22 protein-coding genes and 14 tRNA genes are annotated in these 23019 nt (G+C 37.0%); 32 read left to right on the plus strand and 4 right to left on the minus strand.

Features of this window, described 5'->3' with window-relative positions:
- The first annotated feature begins 3 nt into the window (after positions 1–3).
- The 29 genes from AC59HC_RS02455 (at position 4) to AC59HC_RS02595 (ending at position 15791) form a co-directional block, all read left to right on the plus strand.
- The gene (locus AC59HC_RS02455; RefSeq protein WP_496557943.1) at positions 4–1137 is read left to right on the plus strand and encodes an AAA family ATPase; all 1134 of its coding nucleotides are present in this window, start codon (positions 4–6) and stop codon (positions 1135–1137) included.
- Positions 1110–1853, plus strand: coding sequence for a hypothetical protein (locus tag AC59HC_RS02460; RefSeq protein WP_496557944.1), 744 nt, complete (start codon positions 1110–1112; stop codon positions 1851–1853). The genes AC59HC_RS02455 and AC59HC_RS02460 overlap by 28 nt, the downstream gene beginning before the upstream one ends.
- Positions 1844–4222, plus strand: a complete 2379-nt coding sequence (locus AC59HC_RS02465) for a hypothetical protein (protein WP_496557945.1) — start codon at positions 1844–1846, stop codon at positions 4220–4222. Before AC59HC_RS02460 ends, AC59HC_RS02465 begins: the two co-directional genes overlap by 10 nt.
- Positions 4212–5909, plus strand: coding sequence for an APC family permease (locus AC59HC_RS02470; RefSeq protein ID WP_343643235.1), 1698 nt, complete (start codon positions 4212–4214; stop codon positions 5907–5909). The genes AC59HC_RS02465 and AC59HC_RS02470 overlap by 11 nt, the downstream gene beginning before the upstream one ends.
- Positions 5902–6924, plus strand: a complete 1023-nt coding sequence (locus tag AC59HC_RS02475) for a soluble NSF attachment family protein (protein ID WP_343643234.1) — start codon at positions 5902–5904, stop codon at positions 6922–6924. The genes AC59HC_RS02470 and AC59HC_RS02475 overlap by 8 nt, the downstream gene beginning before the upstream one ends.
- 160 nt (positions 6925–7084) lie before the next feature.
- Entirely contained in the window at positions 7085–7213 is a 129-nt protein-coding gene (locus AC59HC_RS02480; RefSeq protein ID WP_120233400.1) for a penicillin-binding protein, read from the plus strand.
- A 387-nt stretch (positions 7214–7600) separates the two neighbouring features.
- A complete protein-coding gene (locus AC59HC_RS02485) occupies positions 7601–7726 on the plus strand; it encodes a hypothetical protein (protein ID WP_343643233.1) in 126 nt (41 codons plus the stop codon).
- A 62-nt stretch (positions 7727–7788) separates the two neighbouring features.
- A tRNA-His gene (locus AC59HC_RS02490) sits at positions 7789–7856 on the plus strand.
- A gap of 8 nt (positions 7857–7864) precedes the next feature.
- Positions 7865–7938: transfer RNA gene (locus AC59HC_RS02495), tRNA-Arg, on the plus strand.
- A gap of 68 nt (positions 7939–8006) precedes the next feature.
- Positions 8007–8080, plus strand: a tRNA-Lys gene (locus tag AC59HC_RS02500).
- A gap of 7 nt (positions 8081–8087) precedes the next feature.
- Positions 8088–8161, plus strand: a tRNA-Arg gene (locus AC59HC_RS02505).
- A gap of 67 nt (positions 8162–8228) precedes the next feature.
- Positions 8229–8300 (plus strand) — tRNA-Pro (locus AC59HC_RS02510).
- 6 nt (positions 8301–8306) lie between these two features.
- A tRNA-Glu gene (locus tag AC59HC_RS02515) sits at positions 8307–8378 on the plus strand.
- A 5-nt stretch (positions 8379–8383) separates the two neighbouring features.
- Positions 8384–8457, plus strand: a tRNA-Ile gene (locus AC59HC_RS02520).
- A 217-nt stretch (positions 8458–8674) separates the two neighbouring features.
- Positions 8675–8756 (plus strand) — tRNA-Cys (locus tag AC59HC_RS02525).
- Between the two features lie 206 nt (positions 8757–8962).
- Positions 8963–9049 (plus strand) — tRNA-Tyr (locus AC59HC_RS02530).
- A 77-nt stretch (positions 9050–9126) separates the two neighbouring features.
- Positions 9127–9198, plus strand: a tRNA-Glu gene (locus tag AC59HC_RS02535).
- Between the two features lie 359 nt (positions 9199–9557).
- Positions 9558–9631: transfer RNA gene (locus tag AC59HC_RS02540), tRNA-Leu, on the plus strand.
- 76 nt (positions 9632–9707) lie between these two features.
- Positions 9708–9780, plus strand: a tRNA-Leu gene (locus tag AC59HC_RS02545).
- 85 nt (positions 9781–9865) lie between these two features.
- Positions 9866–9936 (plus strand) — tRNA-Gln (locus tag AC59HC_RS02550).
- A gap of 6 nt (positions 9937–9942) precedes the next feature.
- A tRNA-Trp gene (locus AC59HC_RS02555) sits at positions 9943–10013 on the plus strand.
- 125 nt (positions 10014–10138) lie between these two features.
- The gene (locus AC59HC_RS02560) at positions 10139–10624 is read left to right on the plus strand and encodes a ribonuclease H-like YkuK family protein (RefSeq protein ID WP_062675669.1); all 486 of its coding nucleotides are present in this window, start codon (positions 10139–10141) and stop codon (positions 10622–10624) included.
- Positions 10625–10682: 58 nt separating this feature from the next.
- Entirely contained in the window at positions 10683–11054 is a 372-nt protein-coding gene (locus tag AC59HC_RS02565; protein ID WP_120233401.1) for a cyclic-phosphate processing receiver domain-containing protein, read from the plus strand.
- Positions 11054–11617 (plus strand): DinB family protein, encoded by a 564-nt coding sequence (locus tag AC59HC_RS02570; RefSeq protein WP_496557946.1) that lies wholly within the window; start codon positions 11054–11056, stop codon positions 11615–11617. The genes AC59HC_RS02565 and AC59HC_RS02570 overlap by 1 nt, the downstream gene beginning before the upstream one ends.
- 6 nt (positions 11618–11623) lie before the next feature.
- Positions 11624–12640 (plus strand): RNA ligase, Rnl2 family, encoded by a 1017-nt coding sequence (locus AC59HC_RS02575; protein ID WP_496557947.1) that lies wholly within the window; start codon positions 11624–11626, stop codon positions 12638–12640.
- A gap of 193 nt (positions 12641–12833) precedes the next feature.
- On the plus strand, positions 12834–13397 hold the full coding sequence (locus AC59HC_RS02580; RefSeq protein WP_496557948.1) for a metallophosphoesterase family protein: 564 nt from the start codon (positions 12834–12836) through the stop codon (positions 13395–13397).
- Between the two features lie 105 nt (positions 13398–13502).
- Complete coding sequence (locus AC59HC_RS02585; RefSeq protein WP_343641736.1) at positions 13503–14045, plus strand: 3'-5' exonuclease; 543 nt, start codon at positions 13503–13505, stop codon at positions 14043–14045.
- Positions 14046–14158: 113 nt separating this feature from the next.
- The gene (locus AC59HC_RS02590; protein WP_495288925.1) at positions 14159–14713 is read left to right on the plus strand and encodes an exonuclease domain-containing protein; all 555 of its coding nucleotides are present in this window, start codon (positions 14159–14161) and stop codon (positions 14711–14713) included.
- 43 nt (positions 14714–14756) lie between these two features.
- Positions 14757–15791, plus strand: a complete 1035-nt coding sequence (locus tag AC59HC_RS02595) for a hypothetical protein (protein WP_496557949.1) — start codon at positions 14757–14759, stop codon at positions 15789–15791.
- A 13-nt stretch (positions 15792–15804) separates the two neighbouring features.
- On the opposite strand, the gene AC59HC_RS02600 is transcribed toward AC59HC_RS02595, so the two are convergent.
- From AC59HC_RS02600 to AC59HC_RS02615, 4 genes are read right to left on the minus strand one after another with little or no spacing between them, the layout of a single operon-like run.
- Positions 15805–16704 carry an alpha/beta fold hydrolase gene (locus AC59HC_RS02600; RefSeq protein WP_496557950.1) on the minus strand — a complete coding sequence of 300 codons (900 nt, stop codon included), beginning with the start codon at positions 16702–16704 and terminating at the stop codon, positions 15805–15807.
- Positions 16705–17142, minus strand: coding sequence for a DUF1330 domain-containing protein (locus AC59HC_RS02605; RefSeq protein ID WP_202843591.1), 438 nt, complete (start codon positions 17140–17142; stop codon positions 16705–16707).
- A 4-nt stretch (positions 17143–17146) separates the two neighbouring features.
- A complete protein-coding gene (locus AC59HC_RS02610) occupies positions 17147–17485 on the minus strand; it encodes a GIY-YIG nuclease family protein (protein WP_202843589.1) in 339 nt (112 codons plus the stop codon).
- A 7-nt stretch (positions 17486–17492) separates the two neighbouring features.
- The gene (locus AC59HC_RS02615) at positions 17493–17918 is read right to left on the minus strand and encodes a MarR family winged helix-turn-helix transcriptional regulator (protein ID WP_496557951.1); all 426 of its coding nucleotides are present in this window, start codon (positions 17916–17918) and stop codon (positions 17493–17495) included.
- Between the two features lie 686 nt (positions 17919–18604).
- On the opposite strand from AC59HC_RS02615, the gene AC59HC_RS02620 reads away from it, so the two are divergent.
- The 3 genes from AC59HC_RS02620 to AC59HC_RS02630 are packed head-to-tail and all read left to right on the plus strand — an operon-like array spanning position 18605 to position 22965.
- Positions 18605–18919 (plus strand): hypothetical protein, encoded by a 315-nt coding sequence (locus AC59HC_RS02620; RefSeq protein ID WP_482399725.1) that lies wholly within the window; start codon positions 18605–18607, stop codon positions 18917–18919.
- Positions 18920–18924: 5 nt separating this feature from the next.
- A complete protein-coding gene (locus AC59HC_RS02625) occupies positions 18925–21621 on the plus strand; it encodes a DUF6493 family protein (RefSeq protein WP_496557952.1) in 2697 nt (898 codons plus the stop codon).
- A 3-nt stretch (positions 21622–21624) separates the two neighbouring features.
- The gene (locus tag AC59HC_RS02630; protein WP_496557953.1) at positions 21625–22965 is read left to right on the plus strand and encodes an SWIM zinc finger family protein; all 1341 of its coding nucleotides are present in this window, start codon (positions 21625–21627) and stop codon (positions 22963–22965) included.
- Positions 22966–23019: the final 54 nt, after the last annotated feature.

A 23019-nucleotide genomic window follows, 5' to 3' on the forward strand; every position in this document is an offset into this window, starting at 1 on the left:
TCAATGAACCAGAATATAAATCAGCTTAATACAGTTCTAAACTACGTAAAAGAAACTTTTGTAGGCAAAAATGATGTCGTAGATCTGTTGGGGATCTGCCTTTTAGCAAGAGAAAATGCCTTTTTATACGGTCCTCCGGGTACTGCAAAATCAGCCATTGTCAGAACCCTGGCAAAAACCGTGAAAGACGGGAAAAACTTTGAATATTTATTAACCCGTTTTACAGAACCCAACGAGATTTTCGGACCTTTTGATATCAGAAAACTGAAAGAAGGGGAACTTCTTACCAATACGGAAGGAATGATGCCCGAGGCTTCCATGGTTTTCCTGGATGAGATCTTCAATGCCAATTCTGCTATTCTGAACTCCCTTTTGATGGCACTCAATGAGAAGATTTTTAAAAGAGGAAAAGAAACAAAGCACTTACCTGCACTGATGTTTGTGGGAGCAAGTAACGTTCTTCCGGAAGATGAAGCATTGAATGCATTATTTGACCGTTTTCTGGTAAGAATCAGTGTAGACTATGTGAATCCTGAACTTTTGCAGCAAGTTCTTCTGGCAGGGAGAAAGCTGGAAAATGAAGAAGAAACGGAAATTCCGGAAATTCATGCTGATGAGATCGGACAACTTCAGAAGCTGTGCAAAACAATAGATCTGAAACCCATCTATGAAGTCTATCTGAATACCATTATGAACCTTAGAAATACAGGTATTGCCATTTCCGACCGTAGAGCGGTGAAACTTCAGAATCTGATTGCTGCAAGTGCACTGATCTGCGGAAGAAAAGAAGCTGTACTTTCCGATCTATGGGTTTTGAAACATATCTGGGATACAGAAGAACAGATTGAAATTCTGGAGGGAATTATCAACAGGACGATTGAGAAAGATAATCATCCGGATTCTCATCCTCAGGCTATGCAGAACAAAACTCCCAACGCTGAAGAAGTCATGAAAGACGTAAAAATTCTGGTGGAGAAATGGGATGGCGGAATGCTGAGCTTTGAAGAGCAAAATGTGATTAAAGATAAACTGAGATATCTGCAGACCCGTTGCGACTGGATCAGAAATCCGGAACAGAAACAATATATTCAGCAGGAAATTGAAAGCTTATGGCAGAAGATTCTTCAAAGCGTTTAAAAGAATTCCGGGCAGAAATTCCCCGGGCAGATGAAGATTTTCTGGGCTCGATCAGAGACTGGAAAAATATTCTGATTGCCATGGATGGAGATACGGTCTGGCTGAAAGGCTTTACCGAGGAACAGGCGGCAGCTCCGGAAATACAACAATTGCCGGACTTTATTCTGTATGAACTTCGTGATGGGCTTTTATTCAGAAAAGATGCTTTGGTTCCAAGCAAAAAAATGCGGACAGCTTTGCTCTGGATTCCCATAGACAAAGCATTGCAGCTTAGTTTTCCACCTTCAAACCAAAACTATTTTGGAATTCACGAACAGGTTAAGGTGAACTTAAAAGAAAGCAATGAAGAACAGTCGGTTATCGCTCTGCTGAGTAATATTGCCGATATTAGAAACAGTATCGCTGCATTACCGAAGTTTAAGCTTGAAAAAATAAAATGGACAGTTCTGGGCGATAAAGTCCTGTTTATGGGAACCCCATTATTGAGCTTTCCCGGAAAGACATACTGGACAAAGGACAGACATTTACTGCCTGCAGGTCTGGATTTTGAATTTAAAAATTTGAGTACGCTGTTACAGCATAAATATAATGAAGAACAGGAGGGATGGCTGCTGTGGGATGAAGATGGAAATGATCTCTTCATACAGGATACAGATTTCCGTCAGTTGTCCCTAAGCTCATTCCGTCTTACTGAAAAATCAAGAGAATGCAATTAAAGACCTATTTCCAGTCCTGTGAAAATTACTTCTGGGAATGGAAAACAGATGAAGATGTTCCCGGTGATTCCGGTTATCATGAAAACAATCTCCTCTCCATTCCCGGAGTAGGAGCCATTGCATACAGGCCTTATCTAATGGAGATCCTGAAAGAGCTTCAGCCGCAGGGATGGCCTCCGTTCGGGGCATTGCTTATGGTTTTGTATGCGATGCAGGATGGATATACGGACTTTGCTGGCCCGTTAAGACGTACAGCTGAGTTTTATAGCGGTGAAGATTTTGAGTTCAACGCGGAAAAGCAAATTGAATTCCTTGAAAAAATAAAATCACTTCCCAAAGTTTATAAAGAGAAACAGAACAGAATTGTATTGCTCCAGACTTTGTTCAGCAATAGCCATAACAGGGTGGCCTCTCTTCATGCGGATATTTATTTAAAGATCTATTATAAACGACCTCAGGAACTAGCGATCAGTGCGGAAAAACAAGACGAAGGTTCAATAGCTTTAAACAAAGATCTGAGTGCTTTGAATCTGAATGAAAAATTTCCTACAGTACAGTCTGTCATTGATGCCATGAAAGGCTTGGTTGATGAGCCGGAACTGGATGATGAGGTAGTACAAGAAGAGACAACAGCAGATACGGATAAAGATTTTATCAAAGAATTAACTGATGAACCAAAGACTTTTCAGATAGGAAGCCTGATCAAAAGAATATGGAGCGGGCTGAAAATTCCCATGCGCCATCTTTCTCCCGGTGAACAGCCTATCGGAGGAATTTCTGATATGACCAACAAAGGTGATTTCCACCGGATGCTTCTTTCCGAATTTGCCAACGAAGATGATGTCTTTATGAATCGTGTTGCGAATAACGAGGCATTGTATATGCAAAGAGAAATTCCGCCTGAAGAAAATATTTTTGAAAGAATTATCCTTATTGACACTTCTCTCAGAAACTGGGGAACTCCAAAAGTATTGGCGTATGCCTCGGCAATAGCGGTTATCAAACACCCAAAAGCCCATTCTGAATGTAAAATCTTCGCTTTAGGACAGGCAGCTACTCCCATTGCGCTGAACAAAGTGGAAGAAGTAGTGGAAAACCTCAATCAGGTAAGTGCTGTTCTGGAAGTTTCAGAAGCACTGGAGAAGTTTTTTAATGAAAACCACTCAGAAAAGGATATTGAAGTTTTCTTCATTACGCATCAGGATAACATGGCTGATGAGAAGATTCAGCGGGTTGTACATCAGAACAGGGACCAGCTGAAGTTTTTGGTAACGACAGCCTCGGATGGTGAAATCAATTTTTACAAACATCACAAAGGAGCAAGAAAGCATATCCAGAAAATAAAACTTCCATTGCAGGAACTGTGGGCCAATCCGCCACAGCAAAAACAATCCGTTCAAAACTTTAACGGAAAGAAAACAGATCTTCCGCAAAACTATCCGATCTTGTTCCCTACACCTGTTAATAAAATTGCTAAGTTTCTGTATGATGGAGAGTTTTTCATTCTGAGTTCAAAAAAACAATTGCTGAAGACTTATCTTTCCGATAACTATTATGACAGACATTCCTATGATTATTATAAAACCCATCATGGCTGTGAAGTGTTGTTTGATAAAATTTCCATAAAACCCAAAGGACAGTTTGCCTTGTCAAAAAACAGGCAGCAGCACTTTATTTTATGTCAGTATCAGTCTGATCAGAAACTGATTTCAAAGCTAAATCTTAATACAGGAGAGTATTCCGACCAAAACCTTACAGGACTGAATATTCCGGAATATTTTCAGCTGATTTATTTCGGACGGAATTTTTATCTCCATCATCCTGATAATGTTACCCATTACAAAATTAATATTGATGGAAATATTTCCGTAGAACCTATTACCGGAAAGGAGAAAGAATTTGAAAAAAATAATATAAAAGCCGAAGCCGAAGTCGCCAAGCTTAAAGGAAGCGGATTGAAGATCATCAATAATTTCAATAAAATCGGAATTAATCAGCATGAAAATCTGGTCGTTTCCGGAAATGAATTATACAGTGCTTCTGAAAATACACTGAACTTTTCCAAAAATAAATATGACATCAGAATCTTTGCAGAGCAGAATAAAAATAAATTTACATTTCCTGATGGAAGCGAAATTATTACCGATTCACGGGGAATGCTGACTTTCCGAAGCAGTAACAAGAGTATTGAAGAATTCTTCATTCCTTCTACATTGGGAGGATTTCTCTCGCTGGCTACCTATACAGAATTTGGAGGATCAGAATATTATCTTCCGGAACATGCCCTGTTGAAAGTAAGAACAATGGATGATATGTGTGACAGGTTTTTAAAACCGTTTATAGAACAGATTGTGGATTATGGAGCTTAGAATAAAACCTTTCCCGAAAAACAGCTATCCTAAAAAAGGACTTTTGATCAGAGGCTCTTCGCCTGTGGTGTGGCTTCAGGAAATGGAAACGCTGGGAATTCATTTAAATCAGGTACAGTCTTTTGCGATTCCGGCTGATCGTCCCAATGTGCTGTATGGGTGTTTTCTTGTTTTTAAAGATCATGCTCCACAGGAAATAGGCAGAAACGCGTACTTTCAAAGTGTGGACGACAGACTTTTCCTCCCGGAAAATACCATCTTTTATCCTAAAATAAACACCGAAGACTGGGCTCAGCTTGATTCCCGGTTTCTGATTATGCATCCTGAATTCGGACTGGTAAAACTGTCTGAAGAAATTGACTGGCTTTCTCTGATTCAACAACCGGAAATGATCAAAGAAACCATTAGAAAACCATTGAATGGTGTTTCAATTCCTCAAAAAATAGAAAGCTATACGGTTGAAGTGGATGATGAACAGGTTATGGAAACATTACAGCCCAAACAAACCGAAGAAGAATGGATGAACAATCTGCCGTTTGACCTTAAAAAAGTAATGGCAGGGAACAAAAAAGAAATAGAAAAATATTTACAGTATATTGAAAAGTATCCCGAACGCGCAGTAGAACTAGGCGTTTCTCTTGATGTTATGGGAACTTCCCGGGGAGATGGTTTTGCTAAATTTACATGGCTGGAAGTATTATTTGGTCGGGGCGCCAATGGAAAAAATGAAAGTGCAGGAACAAAAAATTTCCGCAGGGTATTCTGGGCACTCATTATTGCAGCGATCGTGTTAAGGGTTGCCTTGCCCTCTGATAAAAGTGATTCAGTACAGGAAGAAACAGGTCCTTCATCAGGAACTATTGAAAACAATGCGGTAAGAGCTCCTTCAGATATGATCGCTTTCCAGTCCGGAACCTCTGAGATTGATCTGAAGATAGATTCTATGTATCATCGGGAGAGAAAAGGATTATCCCAGGAACTTATTCACGCCGGAATCATAGAATCCAAAACAAAAAAAGACAAGGAGAATTATAAAAAAGCTGGCGGCAGAGAGGTCGGCGAAATAGGAAAGGATATTGAAAAGCTTGTCAATAAAGAAAAACAGAGCAGAGATTCTCTTAAAATCATTTACACCAAAAAAATTACAAAACACTTAGAACAGAAAACAGAAAACCTGAAACGTAAAATTTCAGATTCTTTAAAGCAATACACCAAAGGAAAGCCTGTGAATGGTGATGTTGTAAAATATCTTCTGAAAAAGAGAAAGGCGTTAATGGCTGATTCATTAGGGAAACTTTACGGGACGTTAGATATGATGGATCCGTCTTCGGCGTCCATTGACAAAGCTAAAGTAAAGGCAATAGGTACGGAAGGTACACCATTGGAAAAAAAGGCTCCTGTCTCGGACATCCTGTATATGGTGATTCTGATGATTGCGGGAGTAGGATTGTATTCTTTCCTGTTTAAAAATAAATCTTTGAATGTGGGTGGTGATAATGTCCCTGTCTGGGTGAAGGTTATTTTAATTGCTATCCTTTTAGCCATGCTTGTGTACTTATTTTATCCGCTGGTCAAGATGTTTGGATACAACTGGTTTGTGTGGGTTCTGGTAATTTGTGTGCTGTTGCTCCTTTATCGTCTTTTCAGGGAAGATAAAACCATTTTAAAATCCGATGATTATGAATAGACAGAAATTTATAGACAAATTCATGGCAGCATTCGTGCTGCTGGCGATGTTTAAGGTTGTCGGAATTGTTGCCCAGTTATTCCATGAAAGCTTCTGGAGTGTGATGGGTACATTAGCCATTTTCCTGGTGGTTGCTTTCATCATTCTTCTGGTGATCACTTCTTTAAAAGATAAAGAGCAGAACAACAGAAATTCCGCAGGAAGAAAAGGAAGCAGAAGCGGCAGTTTCTATCTGGAAAATTCACTTTTCGACAGGATTCGCAGTAAATATGAGGAGCTTGCCGAAAAATACATTGCCGAAAAAGATTACAAAAAGGCAGCAAGAGTCTATATGAACCTGCTGCAGGATAATTACAGAGGTGCAAAAACACTTGAAAATGGAGGGCTTTATAATGAAGCAGCGGTAGTATATCTTAAAAAACTGAATAATAAATCCGATGCTGCGGTTTGCTATGAAAAAGCAAAACAGCATAAAAAAGCTATTGAGCTTTATAAAGAAATGGAGCAGAAAGAAAAAGTGGGCGATCTTTACAAAGAAATAAATGATCTTAAAAATGCCCATTATTATTATCAGATCGTTGCAGATGATTATACAGGAAATAGTCAGATGGTGAAAGCTTCTTTGGTATACCGTAAGAAAATGGAAAAGCCGGAGGAAGCGCAGAAAATATTATTGAAGGGTTGGGAAGAGGATAAAGATGCCTTCAACTGTCTGAATAACTATTTTGCCAATATTTTTGATGTTAAAAAGCTGGAATCAGAAATAAAGAATTTGTATGAGAAAACTCCGGGTCATAAAAAGATCACTTACCTGGAAGCCATGAAGTATGAATTCAAGAAAGATCCGGAATTACAGGCCGCAATCAGAAATATAGCCTATGAAATCATCGCGGAAAAAGTAGATACCCGCTCAGAAATTGTCAATGAACTGAAATATTTTAATCCCGGTGATGACGTGATTCTAAAGGATATTTCGAGATTCAAAACAGCAAGAAATAAAATGTTCAGGAATTAAATTTTAAAGATTCAGGAATTTAAAAATTAAAGAAAAATTCAGCTTTATCAAATCAATTTTAATTGATTCCTTTACACCCCTTTGCGTATCTAAAACTTTCCCAAAGTTGTGAATATTATAAAATAATATTAAAAAAGATTTATCTTTGCACCAGAAAATTATGACAATACAAAGAGCACATATCAATGCAGAACTATGCGAAAGTCCTTCTAACAAAGGATTATTCGGATATGATGAGGTGATATGGAATGAGGCGAAATGTGCTGACTTTGGAAATTATTTACTGTAAACCCGTAAAAAATTAATCAAAATACAACAGAAACGCCTCGGAAAACCGAGGCGTTTTTTGTTTTTTAGGTCAGAAATTATTTAGAATGAAAAAAAATAACCATAAACATGTAAAATTTTTAATTAACAATGAAACTTTAATACGATAAAATAGAGTGATAAGCAACCCGGTGAGAGACAGTCATTTAGGTAATTAAGATATCTGCAAAATATTGCGGACAGAAATTCTCTATGCTAAAAACAATACGTAATAAATTGATTATCAGTATTTTAATTTGAAAATTTATTTGCGGATTCCAAAAATTCATATTTACTTTGCAACCGAAAATTGAAAGCAACAGGTTTTCAGGATTCAGTTAAAAATAATTTAGAAACAAACAAAAATAAAATGAAACAGTTACACAACATATTCAATCAATATTCAAGACTATTCGGACAGGAACCGACAGGTGTTGCATGTATTCTTGATAGTGGAATTGTGGATAAAAGGTGCTTATATACGTGGGTCAGCTAATGATCTCTTACGTTTAAATATATGAAGCGCCTCCCGAAAAGAGGCGCTTTTTTTATGGTTTCTTTAGCTTATTTGGTAAAGCGCCGGTCTGTGGAACCGGAGAACAGGGTTCGATCCCCGGAGATACCCAAAGGAGAAAATCTCATGGCTCAATTGGATAGAGCGTCGGTTTACGGCACCGAAGGTTGAAGGTTCGAGTCCTTCTGAGATTACAAAGAATGTGAATTTTAAAATTGACAAGCGAAGCGAATTGATTATTGACTATTCACGACTTTAAAACAATCTCATAGCTCAAATGGTTAGAGCACCGGTCTTTTAAACCGGGGGTTGAAAGTTCAAATCTTTCTGGGGTTACAAAAATGGTTCCGTAGCTCAACTGGACAGAGCATGGGTTTTCTAAACCCAGGGTTAGAGGTTCGAGTCCTCTCGGAATCACAAAAGGTTCATGGAAAATTTCCTATCCGGCTGTCTCCCGGAAAAGAAACAGAAGTGAACCCCAAAGCTGGAAAGATAACGGTGGTTGTTTACCCGTCTTGGACGCGGGAGGTCGCAAGTTCGAATCTTGCTTTCCAGACAATTTGTTCCATTAGCATAGTGGCAAGTGCATCCGGCTTTCTACCGGACGACAAGGGTTCGATCCCCTTATGGAATACAAATGATTTCGTAGCTCAAGTGGTTAGAGTGTCGGTCTGATACACCGGAGGTTGAAGGTTCGAGTCCTTCCGGAATTACAGTAACTAATTGTTAATTGTTTCAGGAGAAAAAGTAAAAGTTTGTCGAGAGCAGAAGATCTTTACGCCAAACACGAAAAATACAGACAGGCTTTTCTTCTCTCCGGATGAATTAAAAGTTAAAGAATATCATTTATAAATTTTTAGGTAAAATAAAGTTTGTCAGGCGCAGAAGTTCTTTATCAAATAAATGAAGACAGACTTTATTTTTTAATCTGATGGTTCGCCGAAGTAGAAGAGTCGGGGCGGTCTGCAAAACCGTTGTGTCAACTGAGTGGGTTTGAATCCCATAGCCATCTCAATGTAAAAATTATAGGAGATATAAAGAATCATTTATCAATGATCTTTTATCATCTATAACAAAGAATATCCTTTATTAATAAAAGAAAAAGGCTGTCGAGCGCAGAAGATCTTTAACCAAACATTCAATATAAAGACAGACCTTTTCTTTTCAAAAAGGAAAAATGAGGAATTACTTATGAATTACTAATTGCTCATAAAACAGGGAAGTACGCCGAAGTTGGAGAGTCGGGGCAGACTGTAAATCTGTTGCTTCATTGCTGAGTAGGTTCGAATCCTACTACTTCCACCAACCACAGATAATGTAATGGCAGCATGCAGGAAATGTACTCTTGTTGTCCAGGTTCGATTCCTGGTTTGTGGATTAACGCTCTATTCGTCTAACGGTGAGGACGCCTGCCTTTCGAGCAGAAAACAAGGGTTCGATTCCCTTATAGAGTACTGGATGTGAATAACTGGTCAATATTGAATTGATTTAATACCATGAAAGTTCAGATTGTTTTTAAAAATTGGCCAGTTATCATTCACACAAAAAAGAAGAAAAGAGAAAAAAGGACTGTCGAGCGCAGAAGATCTTTAGTCAATAAAAACAGACAGCCTTTTACTTTTTTAAACAAAATACATTAGGAAATGAGAAAGGTTTGTCGAGAGCAGAAGATCTTTACAAATACTAGCAGGCATAATTTATAAACAGACAGAGCTTTCTCAAACCTAGACATAATATGAGTAATAAGTAATGAGCAATGAGTAATAATGAAAATAGAAAGTATTACCAATTACTCATTACTCATAAAAATAACGCCTCTCTATTCCAATTGGCAGAGAAAACGGCTTTAAACCCCGTAAAGTCCCAGTTCGAATCTGGGGAGAGGTACAGGATATGAATAATAAGTAATGAGCAATGAGTAATAATAAAAATAGAAAATATTACTCATTACTTATAAAAACCTGCGGGAATGGTGGAATGGCAGACACTCTTGATTTAGGATCAAGCTTTTGAGGGTTCGAATCCCTCTTCCCGTACAAAAACATAAATGATAAGAGATTAATGATCAATGATTGCTGAGCACTTCATCAATTATCAATCAACATTTATCAATTATAAAATTGATTCATAGTGTAATGGCAGCACACGAGATTTTGATTCTTGGAGTTTAGGTTCGAGTCCTAATGAATCAACAATTTACTCTGATGGTGTAATGATAGCATCTCAGTCTCCAAAACTGATGGTATCGGTTCAAGTCCGGTTCGGAGTGCAAAGTGAATAGTTAATAGTGAATTTTGCTTTGCAAATGAATTTAAAAATATTGACAGTGAAAACTAATTGACGATTCACAATTCACAAATTAATTTAAAACAAAATTTAAAACATGTAGAAAAAATGGAAACGCAACAACAAACATGGCAGAATATGAGTGGAAAAATTTTCCAGCACTCTATCACACAGCTGGTAGAAGAAGCCATCATTCGCGAACAGGCCAACGGACACCGTTTGAAAGTATGTGTGGGATCAGACTCTCATGTATACGGAGATGCCATCAACTATGCTACGGCAGTAGTGTTTATTCGTGAGGGAAAAGGAGCGTTTACCTTTATCAGAAAAGAAAGAGAAATACAGAGTATCAGTATCAAGGAGCGAATGCTGAATGAAGTCAACAAATCCGTTGAAATTGCATACGCGATCTGTTCTGTGCTGGATGCTTATGGTGTGGAAATGGAGGTACACGCAGACATTAATACAGACCCGGATTTTAAATCCAATGTAGCATTAAAAGATGCTATGGGATATATTCTGGGAATGGGATATGTGTTTAAAGCAAAGCCTTACGCTTTCGCAAGTTCCAATTGTGCTGATATGATGGTGTAAGAAAGATGGAAGAGGGATGTTGGGAGCTGGAAGTTTAAAGAATTTATAAAAATTAACAATGGAAAAAACAAAAAGATTATTATTTCTGGATGATATAAGATATCCGATCGAGGCTTATCATTATACCCAACAGGATATTTTCCTCAGAAGCGACTGGCACATTGTTCGGAATTACGAACAGTTTGTCAACAGGATCTTGGAAAAAGGACTCCCGGAAATGATATCTTTTGACCATGATCTTGCAGACGAACACTATTTGAAACAGAATTCTCAGGAATTTGTTGAGAAAACAGGATACGACTGCGCCAAATGGCTGGTAGAATATTGTATGGATCATTATCTGGATCTTCCGAAATTCTATTGCCACTCCATGAATCCGGTAGGAAAGGAAAATATCCTAAACCTGCTGCAAAACTTTAAAGAATTGTAATGGACATTTTTAGATTTATTGAAGATATAAAAGCACATCTGAAGCTCACATTTGATAATGTAGACGGATGGTTTCAAAAAGATAAAAAAACGTTGAATCATCAGCCTTCAAACGGAGGCTGGACGATTCAGCAGATTTTAGAGCACATTTATCTTACGAATTTTTATCTGCTCATCCTTATCGAAAAAGGGTCCAAAAAAGCAATGAAGAATTCTTTAGAACTTGATCTGGAATCTGAAATAAAAAACTACAGTTTCAATAAAGAAAATTTCGACAAAGTAGGTGAATATGGTGCTTTTGAATGGATAAGACCAGAACATATGGAGCCGAAAGGAGAATTAAGCTTAGATGAAATCCGAAGCTTAATAGGCCAACAATTTCTTCAATGCTTACACTATCTTGAGGTAATGAAAAATGGCGAAGGCGTTTTGTATAAAACTACAATGACAGTGAATGACCTGGGGAAAATTAATGTATATGAATATATTTATTTTCTGTCACTCCATGCTCGAAGACATATTATCCAGATGCAGCAAAACGAATCAGAAACGATTAAAAACTAAAACAAAATGATTTTCAAAACATATAACGCTATAGAAAATGCTTACCAGGCCCGCGTGATCGAACAGATCAGAATGCAGGGTTTTGGGGATGAGGTTTTCATCGTACAGGAAAAAGTTCACGGCGCTAATTTCTCTTTCTTTACCGACGGAAAGGAAATTAAAATCGCGAAGAGAACTGCTTTCATCGAAAAAGATGAAAAATTTTTCAATGCCCATCAGGTTTTGGAACGCTACAGAAATAATGTAATAGAAGTGTTTCAGAAAGTAAAGACCATCCACCCGGATGTTGAAACTGTAGTGATCTACGGTGAATTGTTCGGTGGTGGTTACCAGCATAAAGAAGTAGAATCCGTAAAAGATGCTGTGAAAGTACAGAAAGGTATTGAATATGCACCTTACAACGAATTTTACGCTTTCGATATTAAACTGAATGGAGTTACCTATTTGGATACAGAATTAGTCAATCAAATTTTTGAAGACACAGGATTTTTCTATGCAAAAATTTTGTTTCAAGGAAGTCTTGAGGAAGCTTTGAAATTCCCCAATGTTTTCAATTCATACATTCCGGCATGGCTTGGGCTACCTGAATTAGAGAACAATAGGTGTGAAGGAACCATTGTAAAAACTTTGAGGACCAAATACTTTGGAAACGGTGCAAGAATCATTCTGAAAAATAAGAATGAAAAATGGGTCGAAAAAGCGAAAATGGTTAAAAAACAAGCGAAAACTGTTCAGAAACAGGTTCATTTCAGTGAAAAAGCTCAGGAGATCTGGGAGGAAATCCAACAATATGCTACTGCCAACAGATTGAATAATGTGGTGAGCAAAATCGGTGAATTCGAACCTAAAATGATAGGTAAAGTGATTGGCCTTTTTGCGCAGGATATTTTAGAAGACTTTGATAAAGACTTCCCGGCAGCTTTTATGGCTATTGAAAAAGAAGAGCAGAAAAGAATCAACAAAAAGTTGAATTCTTTAGTCATTGATTTTATAAAAGAAGAGTTGATGACTCTCAAAGTATAGTTTCGGTAATTTTTTACCGAAACTTTTTTATGTATAATAAGTATCCATCAAAGTCAGAAGAACAAAAACACTTCATTGTATTAAAGAGAAACAGGGCTCATAAAAGTGTGGCAATTCCCATCATTTGGAGGGGTGGCGAAAATTCATAGAATTTTTGACGGGGTGGTTTAAAAAAGAAAAAACAATTAAAAAAATGAAATCCAATATATTTTTTACAGCAGACCATCATTTTGGTCATGAGAATATTATAAAATTTTCAGAGCGGCCTTTTGAATCTCTGGACCATATGAATGAAGAACTCATTAAAAGATGGAATAAGAAAATTGAGCCCGGTGATACGGTATACCACTTAGGAGATATGAGTTTAGGAAAACCGGATTTTACAAAAGAAATTCTAGATCGCTTACATGGTAATATCCATCTGATCAAAGGCAATCATGAAGGAGCTGCTTTAACGTATCCCAAACGATTTGCTTCCATCAGAGATTACCACGAACTGAGAATTGATGAACCGGATCAAAATAATGGCAAACAGAAAATCATTCTTTTCCATTACGCCATGCGTACCTGGAATGGCTCCCACCGTGGGGTCTGGCAATTATACGGTCACTCGCACGGAACATTGCCGGATGATGAAATGGCACTCAGTTTTGACGTTGGGGTAGACTGTCACAATTTTTATCCGGTTTCCTACGAAGAAGTTAAAGAAATAATGAAGAGAAAAAAATGGACGCCTCCATTTGCTCCCAGGAATTAACAATTAACAATGAAAATGAAGCTTGAGGATATGAGAAGTATAAACCAAACTAAATTCTAACCTCTAACCTCTAACTTCTAACTTCTAATTTCTAAGAATAAAATCATGAAAACAACCAATGAGATAATCATTATCGATCTGGAAGCTACATGCTGGGAAAACGACAGAATTCCCATTGGGCAGCAGGTCGATATTATAGAAATAGGAATTTGCAAATTAAACTTAACATCAAAAGCGATTTCCCAGAAACAAAGCATCTATGTCATTCCGGAGCGGTCAGAGATCAACAGATTCTGTACACAATTGACAGGAATTACCCCACAACTGATAGAAGAAAAAGGAATCTATTTCGAAGAAGCCTGTGAAATAATCAGAGATCAATACCATTCTGTACTGCTTACCTGGGCAGGTTATGGAAACTTCGACGGAGAGCAGATCATAGAACAATGTGACTGGCTCGGGATAACCAATCCTTTTTCAGAAAACTACATGAATGTGATGCATGAATTTAAAAGACATTTCAACCTGCACAAACAGATAGGCCTTAAAAGAGCTTTAAGTTATTTGAATATGGATTTTGAAGGCACCCATCACAGCGGAGCAGACGATGCTTATAATACAGCCAGAATTTTAAGTAAGATTCTGTAAATGATAAATAGGCTGGAAGACTGATGCTGGAGGCTGGAAGTAAATAAGACACTGTTCAAATTTCCCTCTTCCCGAATCCCTCTTCCAATCTTTAACAATTAAATTTTAAACAAGTGAAAACGACAGAAAATATATTAATAGTAGACCTTGAAGCAACGTGTTGGGATAACCGGCCGCCAAGAGGTCAGGAAAGTGAGATCATTGAAATCGGAGTATGCATCATGAATGCAAAAACGGGTAAGATCTCTAAAAATGAAGGAATTTTAGTAAAACCCCAGTATTCAAAAGTGAGTCCGTTCTGTACGGAATTGACTACAATTACCCAAAATATGCTGGATCATGAAGGCATTATGCTGGATGATGCTTTCGATATCCTGAGGGCAGAATATGATTCCGAAGAACTGACATGGGCAAGCTATGGAAACTATGATCTGAATATGCTTCAAAACCAGGCAAGAAGATTCTACACAGATTATCCCATGAGTGATGATCACATCAATGTGAAGACATTATTTGGTGAAATTCATCCTACGATCAGGAAAAGTGTCGGAATGAACAGAGCTTTGGGCGAATTAGGTATGACTTTAGAAGGTACCCACCACAGAGGTGTAGACGATGCCAAAAACATTGCAAAGATTCTGCATTGGTGTTTTCAAAAGTCCCGATAAAACTTTTAAAATTCATATATTTAAATATCTTGATTCTTAATATATGATTAAAGAATATAATGTGCTGAAGCATATCAGAATGCGGCCTGCAATGTATATAGGTTTTCTGAACCACTTAGGCTACAATCAATTAATAAGCTATTTTATTGAAGATTTTATTCGAGCAGAAATCTATGATATCACTTTCATCCTGAAAAAAGATAATAGATTGGTTATGAAATGGATCAGTCCTGAAAAAAAACTTTTTAATACAGAAATCATAAAAACTATTGATCAGTATAAACAAGGACAGTTTTATGTATCATTGGCAGGTATTATTGCATTGACAGAGTATTCTACGATTGAGATTAATGACTTACCTGTCTTACAATCCGAAAAAGGGAATTTTAAGATTTTGGACAACATACAGCATATTGATAATGAAGAAATCTGCAGATGGACAATTGATTTCATTCCTGATAAAGATATTTTTAAGGGCCTGATATTGAGTTACCGGGTTTTGAACAATTTGTTCAGAAGGTTTTCATTTTTGGATTCAAATATGAAAATAAAAAGTATTGATGAATCTGGAGATGAAAAGCAGATTAATATTTTTCATTACCCAGATGGTTTAGCTGAGATCATAGATGATGAAGTGCAAAAGAGATTGCCATATAATTCCTATTTTTTTACATTGAATTTTCGGAAAAAAACAGAGTATTCATATTCGGTAGCATTTGCCTTTGCAGATTACCAGATCTTTACACCTAAAATCAAGATGTACGCCAATTATAAAGAAACCATTTTGGGAGGATCTTTACTGGATGGAATTATACAAGGATTCAAGATATTTTTGAAAGAGGAAGCCGTAAAGAGAAATATAGAATTAAATATAACTACAGCAAGACTTAAAAAATACCTTTTGCTTTATGCTTCTGTACAAGGAGAACTTACATTTTTGGGTTCAACCAGATGGAAGCTTGGAACTCCGAAAGTGCAGACGGAAATTAAGAACTTTATGTATGAAGAACTGAAACTTTATTTTGCCAATAATGAAGATAAGACAATTCATATTATACAAACTTTACAGGATGAATAGTAAAAGGCTCCCTTTAATATAGGAGCTTTTTGTTGATAATACTGACCATCCTTTCACTGATTGTATCAAATAATTCCCTCGGAATAAAATGTCCCATTCCTTCAATAAGCAGCCATTTGGCACCCGGAATAGAATCCGCAATATCTTTTCCGCAATCAGGATGAAAGATCAGATCCTCTGTTCCATGAATGATTAAAGCCGGAGCAGTTATTTTCTTCAGCACTTCAGGATTATATTGAAAGGAACCCATTGCTAAAAGCTGCCAGATGATTCCGTTTTTGGTTCTGGAACGTATAAGTTCCTCTTCAAGCAAAGCTTTTTCCTGATTCGAATCAAAAGCATATCCCGAGCCCGATATTTTCTTTGCAAAATGGATCTTTTCTCTCATATACTCTTCTTTCTGAAGAACAGGATCAGCAGACACCTGTGTCATCATAGCCATCACTTCCGGATCAGGCTTGGGAAGGGAAGGATTTAAGGATGTTGACATGATGATGGTCAATGATAAAACTCTTTCAGGATAATAGGAACCTAAAAGCTGTGCAATAATTCCTCCCATGGAACGTCCTGCAATATGAGCTTTTTCAATATTTAAATGATTAAGAAGACCGATAACATCATCCGCCATATTCATTAAAGAATAAGGAATCCCTTCTTTACTGAGCATCGCAAAAATCTCTTCAATGCTTTTATCAGAAGGTATTTCCCTTTTTGTATTAAAAACAGAACTCCCCGAATCTCTGTTATCAAACCGGATAACCCTGAATCCTTTTTCAACCAAAAGATCACAGAATGTATGATCCCAACGGATCATCTGACTTCCCAATCCGGAAATTAATACAATGGTATCAGGATTTTTCTCACCCAATACCTCATAGCATAATTCCACCTCATTCATTTTGACTGTTTTCATTTAATCCCTTTGTGTATTTAATACTATTTCTTCCAATGGTAAAAGCCTTGAATCCTCTACTGCAGCCATTCTGTGACCCATTATTTTCATATAAGCTTCATTTTTTTCGAAACCGAAAAAATCATTAACACTTTTTTGTTTGATTAAGAGGCACAGATCCCAATATTCACTTTCAGGACCTATCAGAAACTGATCTCCTTTTCCAATAAACAAAATTTCTCCGCCGCTTTCCTTTAAATAAGGTTCGGTTTCCCTGATATAGGTAAGATAGGCATCCAAACCGCTTGATTTTTCATTGGGCTTCAGATCCGGATAGTCTGAATAATCTGCTTCTTTTTTTAATCTGATCAGATTGAGGTTAATAATGGCTCCTTCTATATTTTTAGTAAACAGATGTTTACCTGCCTCAAAAGTTGGAGATAGATATTTTTTTGACATCACTTTAATATAATCCTGTAGTGAGTCCGGAAATATAAGACTGTTCAGCCTTTTGAACCTCTTTTCGGTAGTTGATAAATTCATTGTTCTGATCCGGAACAACAACTGCAAACTCAAAGGTAAAAGAATCACTTCCCGATTCTGTCCATTCCTTCTGTAACTGAGGATTTGTAAACATGCCTCCGTTTAGCAGAAATTTCATCTTATTCACCAGCGCTTCCAGATGTAAAGAAGCCTGAACATATTGTTTACCATTTAATTTGTTGGTAACAGCAAGAACTCCCATTGTTGTTGTATGGTCTTTTGCTTTTTCTCTTAGTTGTTTTTTTAATGCATTTTTCATCTTTTCATTATTGGATATTTCCTCCCAAATCAAATAAAAGCTCATTGACCATGCGTAGAGATTTACCTTTTTTGGAAGAAAGAATTTCTTTAGTAATATTTTCTGCGCTTAGCTTAGCTTCTTCAAATATCTTTTTACCATTAGGAGTGATGACCACATAGCTTACACGGGCATCTCTTTCGTTGCTTTCTCTGGATACCAGTCCGATTTTTTCCAATGGATTCAATAACCGGGTGACTCCAGATGCCGTAAGACCTATTTTTTCAGCAAGATCTATTCTCCTCATTCTGCTCTCAGAGGAAGAATAGAGCACATAAAGAATAACAAAGTCATTGAATCCCAGACCATGAACACTCAGAGAGTCAAATTTTCTGGCAATTACGGACTGTAGTTTATTGATGTTTATTAAAAGTAATAATTCTGTGCTTATCATTGAAAAGTGTTTGAGTTGTCAAGTATTTTGTTTTGCAAATATATAAAATTTATTGAATGGCTATCCTCTATTTATTATTTTAAATAAAATTAACGTATCGGTACGGTAAGATAATTTTGTTGTAAGCCATCATCAATACTAAAAATAAGACACCAAATGTTGTGTAAATATCACAATATAGAGCTTTTAGCTATTTTTTTTAATTTTATATCTTTAAACAGGGAATTATTTTTATTGTACTGAGAGCGTTATCAACTATTGTTTTATTAACTTAATATTTGTTAAAAAAATCACTTTTATGGGATAATTTACTGTCTGTCAGTCATTTTTTTTTATTTTAGCCAATGAGAATAAATGGATGTTTAGTAATGAAAGTTTTAAGGTAAAATATTTAAACTGTTATTGGCTGCAAAGCAGGTCATGAGTACAAAGAAAAATCCGGATAGACAAGATATCATTTGATTTTGCCATCGGATTCTTTAAAAGTTACACCCCTGAAAACATTTTTTATTAAATAATTTATTCAATTTTTGTCCGGATCTTTAAGATGATGGACTGATGACAATTTTATATAGGACTTCCTGTTTTAAAGACTTTGTTTTCACAGGAAAAAACTGCTGTTATAAAATACTGTGTATTAATGTTGTAGTGAAGGATTTGAAATAGTTTTAAATGTTGAAATGAAGATGAATTTACTTTTCATGGAGAGGCCTTATTTATTTCTGTCTCCGGGACTGTTTAATAAATATGAAACTCCCTGTGTTACGGCTTTTGAGACCCTTTTTAACAAACGGTCTTCAAACAATTTTAAAAAATATAAAGGAAAACTGCTGACCTCCATTCTTTCAGCAGGTGGGAAAACGGTTTTTAATAACAAAAAGTACGGGCTCTATCATGAACTGTTAAAGTATAATGGGTTTGAACCAGAGAAAGCTCTTATCAAACTGCCTGAAGAATGGAATAAAACGAATAACCTGAAACAAATTTATACATCAAATTAAAGCCCATGAAAGAAAGACTTTATGAGATCCTTAATGAGGAAAAAGTACATGAGATTATTCCCTTTCTAAAAGAGCTTAGCATTGAAGAAAGGAAAACACTGATACCCTCTATCAAGAAAATGGACCGTGAGATCAGTAAAATTGTAATGACTAAAAACTCCTACCACACGGCAGGATCTGTGAACCAGCATTCCATTATAGATATAGCTTCTTTTGTATGTATGGACAAAAAGAATTTTGGTAAAAATTACTGGAGCCTTTTCCGCAATGCAGAACAGACCGAGCAGATACTGGAATGGGGATGCCCGGATTGGTTTTCAGACTTTATCAATGAATCTATTGAAGCAGAATTTACAGCCTTCAATTATAAAGATATTTTAGGATGGTCAGAGAAAGGATATGTACAGCCCAAACCTGAATTATTGGGACATCACCTGAGTAATTATCCAGCTGATCTTGACCGTTATCCTGAAACACTGAATACACATTTCTGGTATTTATGTGAATTTCCTTCCAAATCTTTACCCTTCCGTAAAGAATGGTTTCCCATTGTTCAAAAGCTCATTGCTGAGAAGAAAATTGAAAGGAAAAGATTCCTGAAAGAATGCCTTCTGGCTTCCAACAGAAACTTTAATAAAAATGTCACGGGCTGGTTTATGGATGCTTTTACATCATTAAAACCAACAGAAGAAGAATTATCTGATCTGCAGGATGAACTGCTTGCAGGCCTTGTTTCTTCACAGTCAAAAGCCGTGAATACAATATTATCCCACCTGAAAAAAATTGTTGGGGCTGCTGAATTTAAAAATGAAGAATTTTCGCATTACCTTCCGAATTTGCTGAGCTCAGAGGTAAAAACAGTGGTGGTTTCCAGCCTGGGACTTACTGAAAAAATATTTCAGAGAAAGAAGGTAGATCCGGATATGCTCGGAGTGGCTTTAAGTACAGCGTTTGTTAGTAAAGATGATGGCATACAGTCAAAAGCAGCAAAGATCATTCTTAAATACATACCGGCTTCAGAAAATATGATTGAGGCACTTTCTCACTATTCAGATAATATATTGACGAATGTACGTCCGCTTTTAGTAAAATATATTGAAGAAAAACAGCCGGAACTGGAAGCTATAGCTTCGGAAAAACGATTGCTGGCTACAGATGAAAATGCAGTGCAGGTACTTCAGAATTTTGAAGATCTGATGTTCTATCTGCCTTTGGCAATGGACGATCCGTATAGCTATCATTGTGATATTGCTTTGACTGGATTTATAAGGTTTGCCGGAGATGTGGATGAAGATTCTGTGAAACTGATGGAACCTGTATTTTTAAAGGCCTGTAAAACCATTGCAAAATGGGAAGTTCCTTATCTGAATGTTTTGCTGTGCAATGCTATTATCAATTATGGGCTGGTATTAATGGAAAAATATCCGGTTCAGTTAAAGAATCTGGAAAAAATATATCAGAAAACAAGGGAGGAAGAAATAACAAGAGAGTCTTATTCCAATTATCAGAAGAAACTGGGCCCGATAGAAGATGTTGGAGCAGATTGTCCTGCAAGACAGGCTTTTAAAGAGATCGCTGTATATGCTGTTGAAAAAATAAAATCCGGGGATAAACTGCCTTTGTTATTTCCTATCACCCACGCGCCATGCTGGATTTCCCCTGTGACTCTCGTTGAGAGATTAGAGAATTATCAGAATAGTAATACAGAGCCTCATCATCTGGATATTCAGCTGGCCCTGCAGCGCTGTGCTTTGGATGATACTTCAGAAGCTGTTGCAGAAACAGAGAAAAGACTAAAGGGTGAATATAGAGAATTGTTGCTTTTCTTCTTTGGTAAAAATGAAAAACCGGAAGGCAAGTTTATACATCCTACATGGTGGATGACAGCCGGAATTACACGTTCACCTGACACTGTTTTTGAAGAATTCAGAAGTTTCGGATATGAAAATATTCCTGTGGAATTCTTTTCAGGGGCTTACCAATGGAAGACCATTGACAATAAGAAAAACTCATACTATCCGGTAGAGCTGAATATTACGATTCCAAAATATCATCTCGAAAAAAGAAAAGAACCTTTGTTCCTGGAATATTTTGTAGCAGAGCAGAAAGAGCTTAATGAAATTCCTGCACTGATGCTGTGCTTTCCCAATACGCCTGCCAATGCTCTGGCGAAAGTTATCAAGTACTGTCTTTTCTATTCAGGAATTGCAGAAGTTTTTGAAAGAAACCTTGTTTTGAATACTGCCAATACACTGTATCAGATCAAGAAACCTCTGGATGAAATTGGTTATCTGTTTCTTGGGACTATTTTCCTGGATGGTGATAAAACCATCCGAGGAACTGCTGCTGAAATCTGGCTTGAACATGTTTCCTGTCAGATGATGGATAACGCAAGGCTGGGAAGAGTGATTGGTCTGCACGAAAAACTGGAGTGGGCGCCGGTGAAAAGATTGACAGATCTTATGCAGCATCACATGCTGAATGTAAGCAAAAATCATAATACTGCTCTCGAGGAATTGATTACCAATATTGTACTTCAAATGGAAGAACCGGTTACCAATCTGAAAAGAATTCTGGAAATTTACCATGAAGTATTGGCATTGAATCATTCATTGGTTCCTAAAGAAGTACTTGAAAAATTAAACCACTGGAAAGAAAACTCTAGCCTTAAAAAAATCTGTAATCTACTCCTGAAAAAATAGATCATGGAAGATACGTTTATTTACAACTATTCAGGTGCATCCTCTTTAGTTAGGACAGGTGCGCTTGAAGAGCTGTTCCTCGCCAAATACAATGAGGTATATAAAAATACTGATGCTCCCTGTTTCTTTTGGGGAAATGTAGGGCAGCCCTTTATTTTGGCCCGATGTCTGATCACCCTTTCCAACATTGTGAAATCCAGTTTTAATCTGTCGCCGCTTCAGATGGCACATCTTAAAGATCCTATAGTGACAGCAGGAAATGGAAGAGTACGATTTGAAGGGTTTTCTCATTGTGCAGGAGTGTATGCAAGAGTAGATGTACTGCCTGATGGATTGGATGGTGAGTTTCTTGAAAGCGGAACAACAAATGTGGATTTCAATCAGCCTATGATAAATGCTTTGGGAAGTATCCGTCCGAATGGAAAAATTATGCTTTCTGTAGGGCAAAAAGAAGTTGGGCTTTATCAGGAAGAAAATAAAATAATAGAAAGAAAAGTTCCATTGCCTGTAAAATGGATCAAAGGATTGGGGACCGTTCAGGTCTATTTATCAGAATCAGTGAAACGCTACACTTTCAATAGAATCCAGACGCAGCAATTGTTTAGAGGAATGCCGAAAGGAGTGGTAAAGTCAGATTATTACTTAATTGTACGCGGAAATAAACCTATATTTTCTCCGCTACAATCTACAGATTCTGTTTGTATAGGAGGAATTCACAGGCTTCGTCTTTTAGAGCCTCTTCTTCCTTATATTGATTCTATGCAGGTATTTGCGCATGCCAATATGCAGTCCATAACATGGCAGCTCAGTATGGGGAATATCCGTTTCAGTTTTTCTTTATCTAGAGAATGCTGGAGAGGTTTCTCAGGGGAAGGCGCAGTGTTAGATAGCCTGATTTCGGATGTTCCCGACGAATGGATTGATGCCCTGGATAAATATGCCTATGCCAACCAGTCCTTCAATCCTGCCACACTTGCTCTGGAAGAGAATATCAGTTTTGACAAAGTTGAAAATAGTACCGGCAGGCTTGCTGCAATGGGATTACTCGGTTACGACCTTGATGACAGTGAATTTTTCTATCGCAGGCTTCCTTTTAAATTAAGCCGTATTATCGGACTCAATCCCAGGATAAAAAATGCTGAAAGATTGATTGAAGACGGAAAAGTAGAAATTTTAAATCATAAAACAAGAACAGAAGCCAGAGTAAAAGGAACCGGTGTGCATCACACAGTTATCATTGAAAATGAGCGTGCACGCTGTACTTGTGAATGGTTCAGTAAATATCAGGGTGAGCGAGGGCCCTGTAAACATGTCCTGGCAGTGAAAAAACTGGTCAATGCTTAAATGCTGCTGATGTTTATTCGATTATTTTGCTGATAATACAGAGGCATAAAAATC

Source organism: Chryseobacterium sp. DZ-32 (assembly GCF_059587025.1).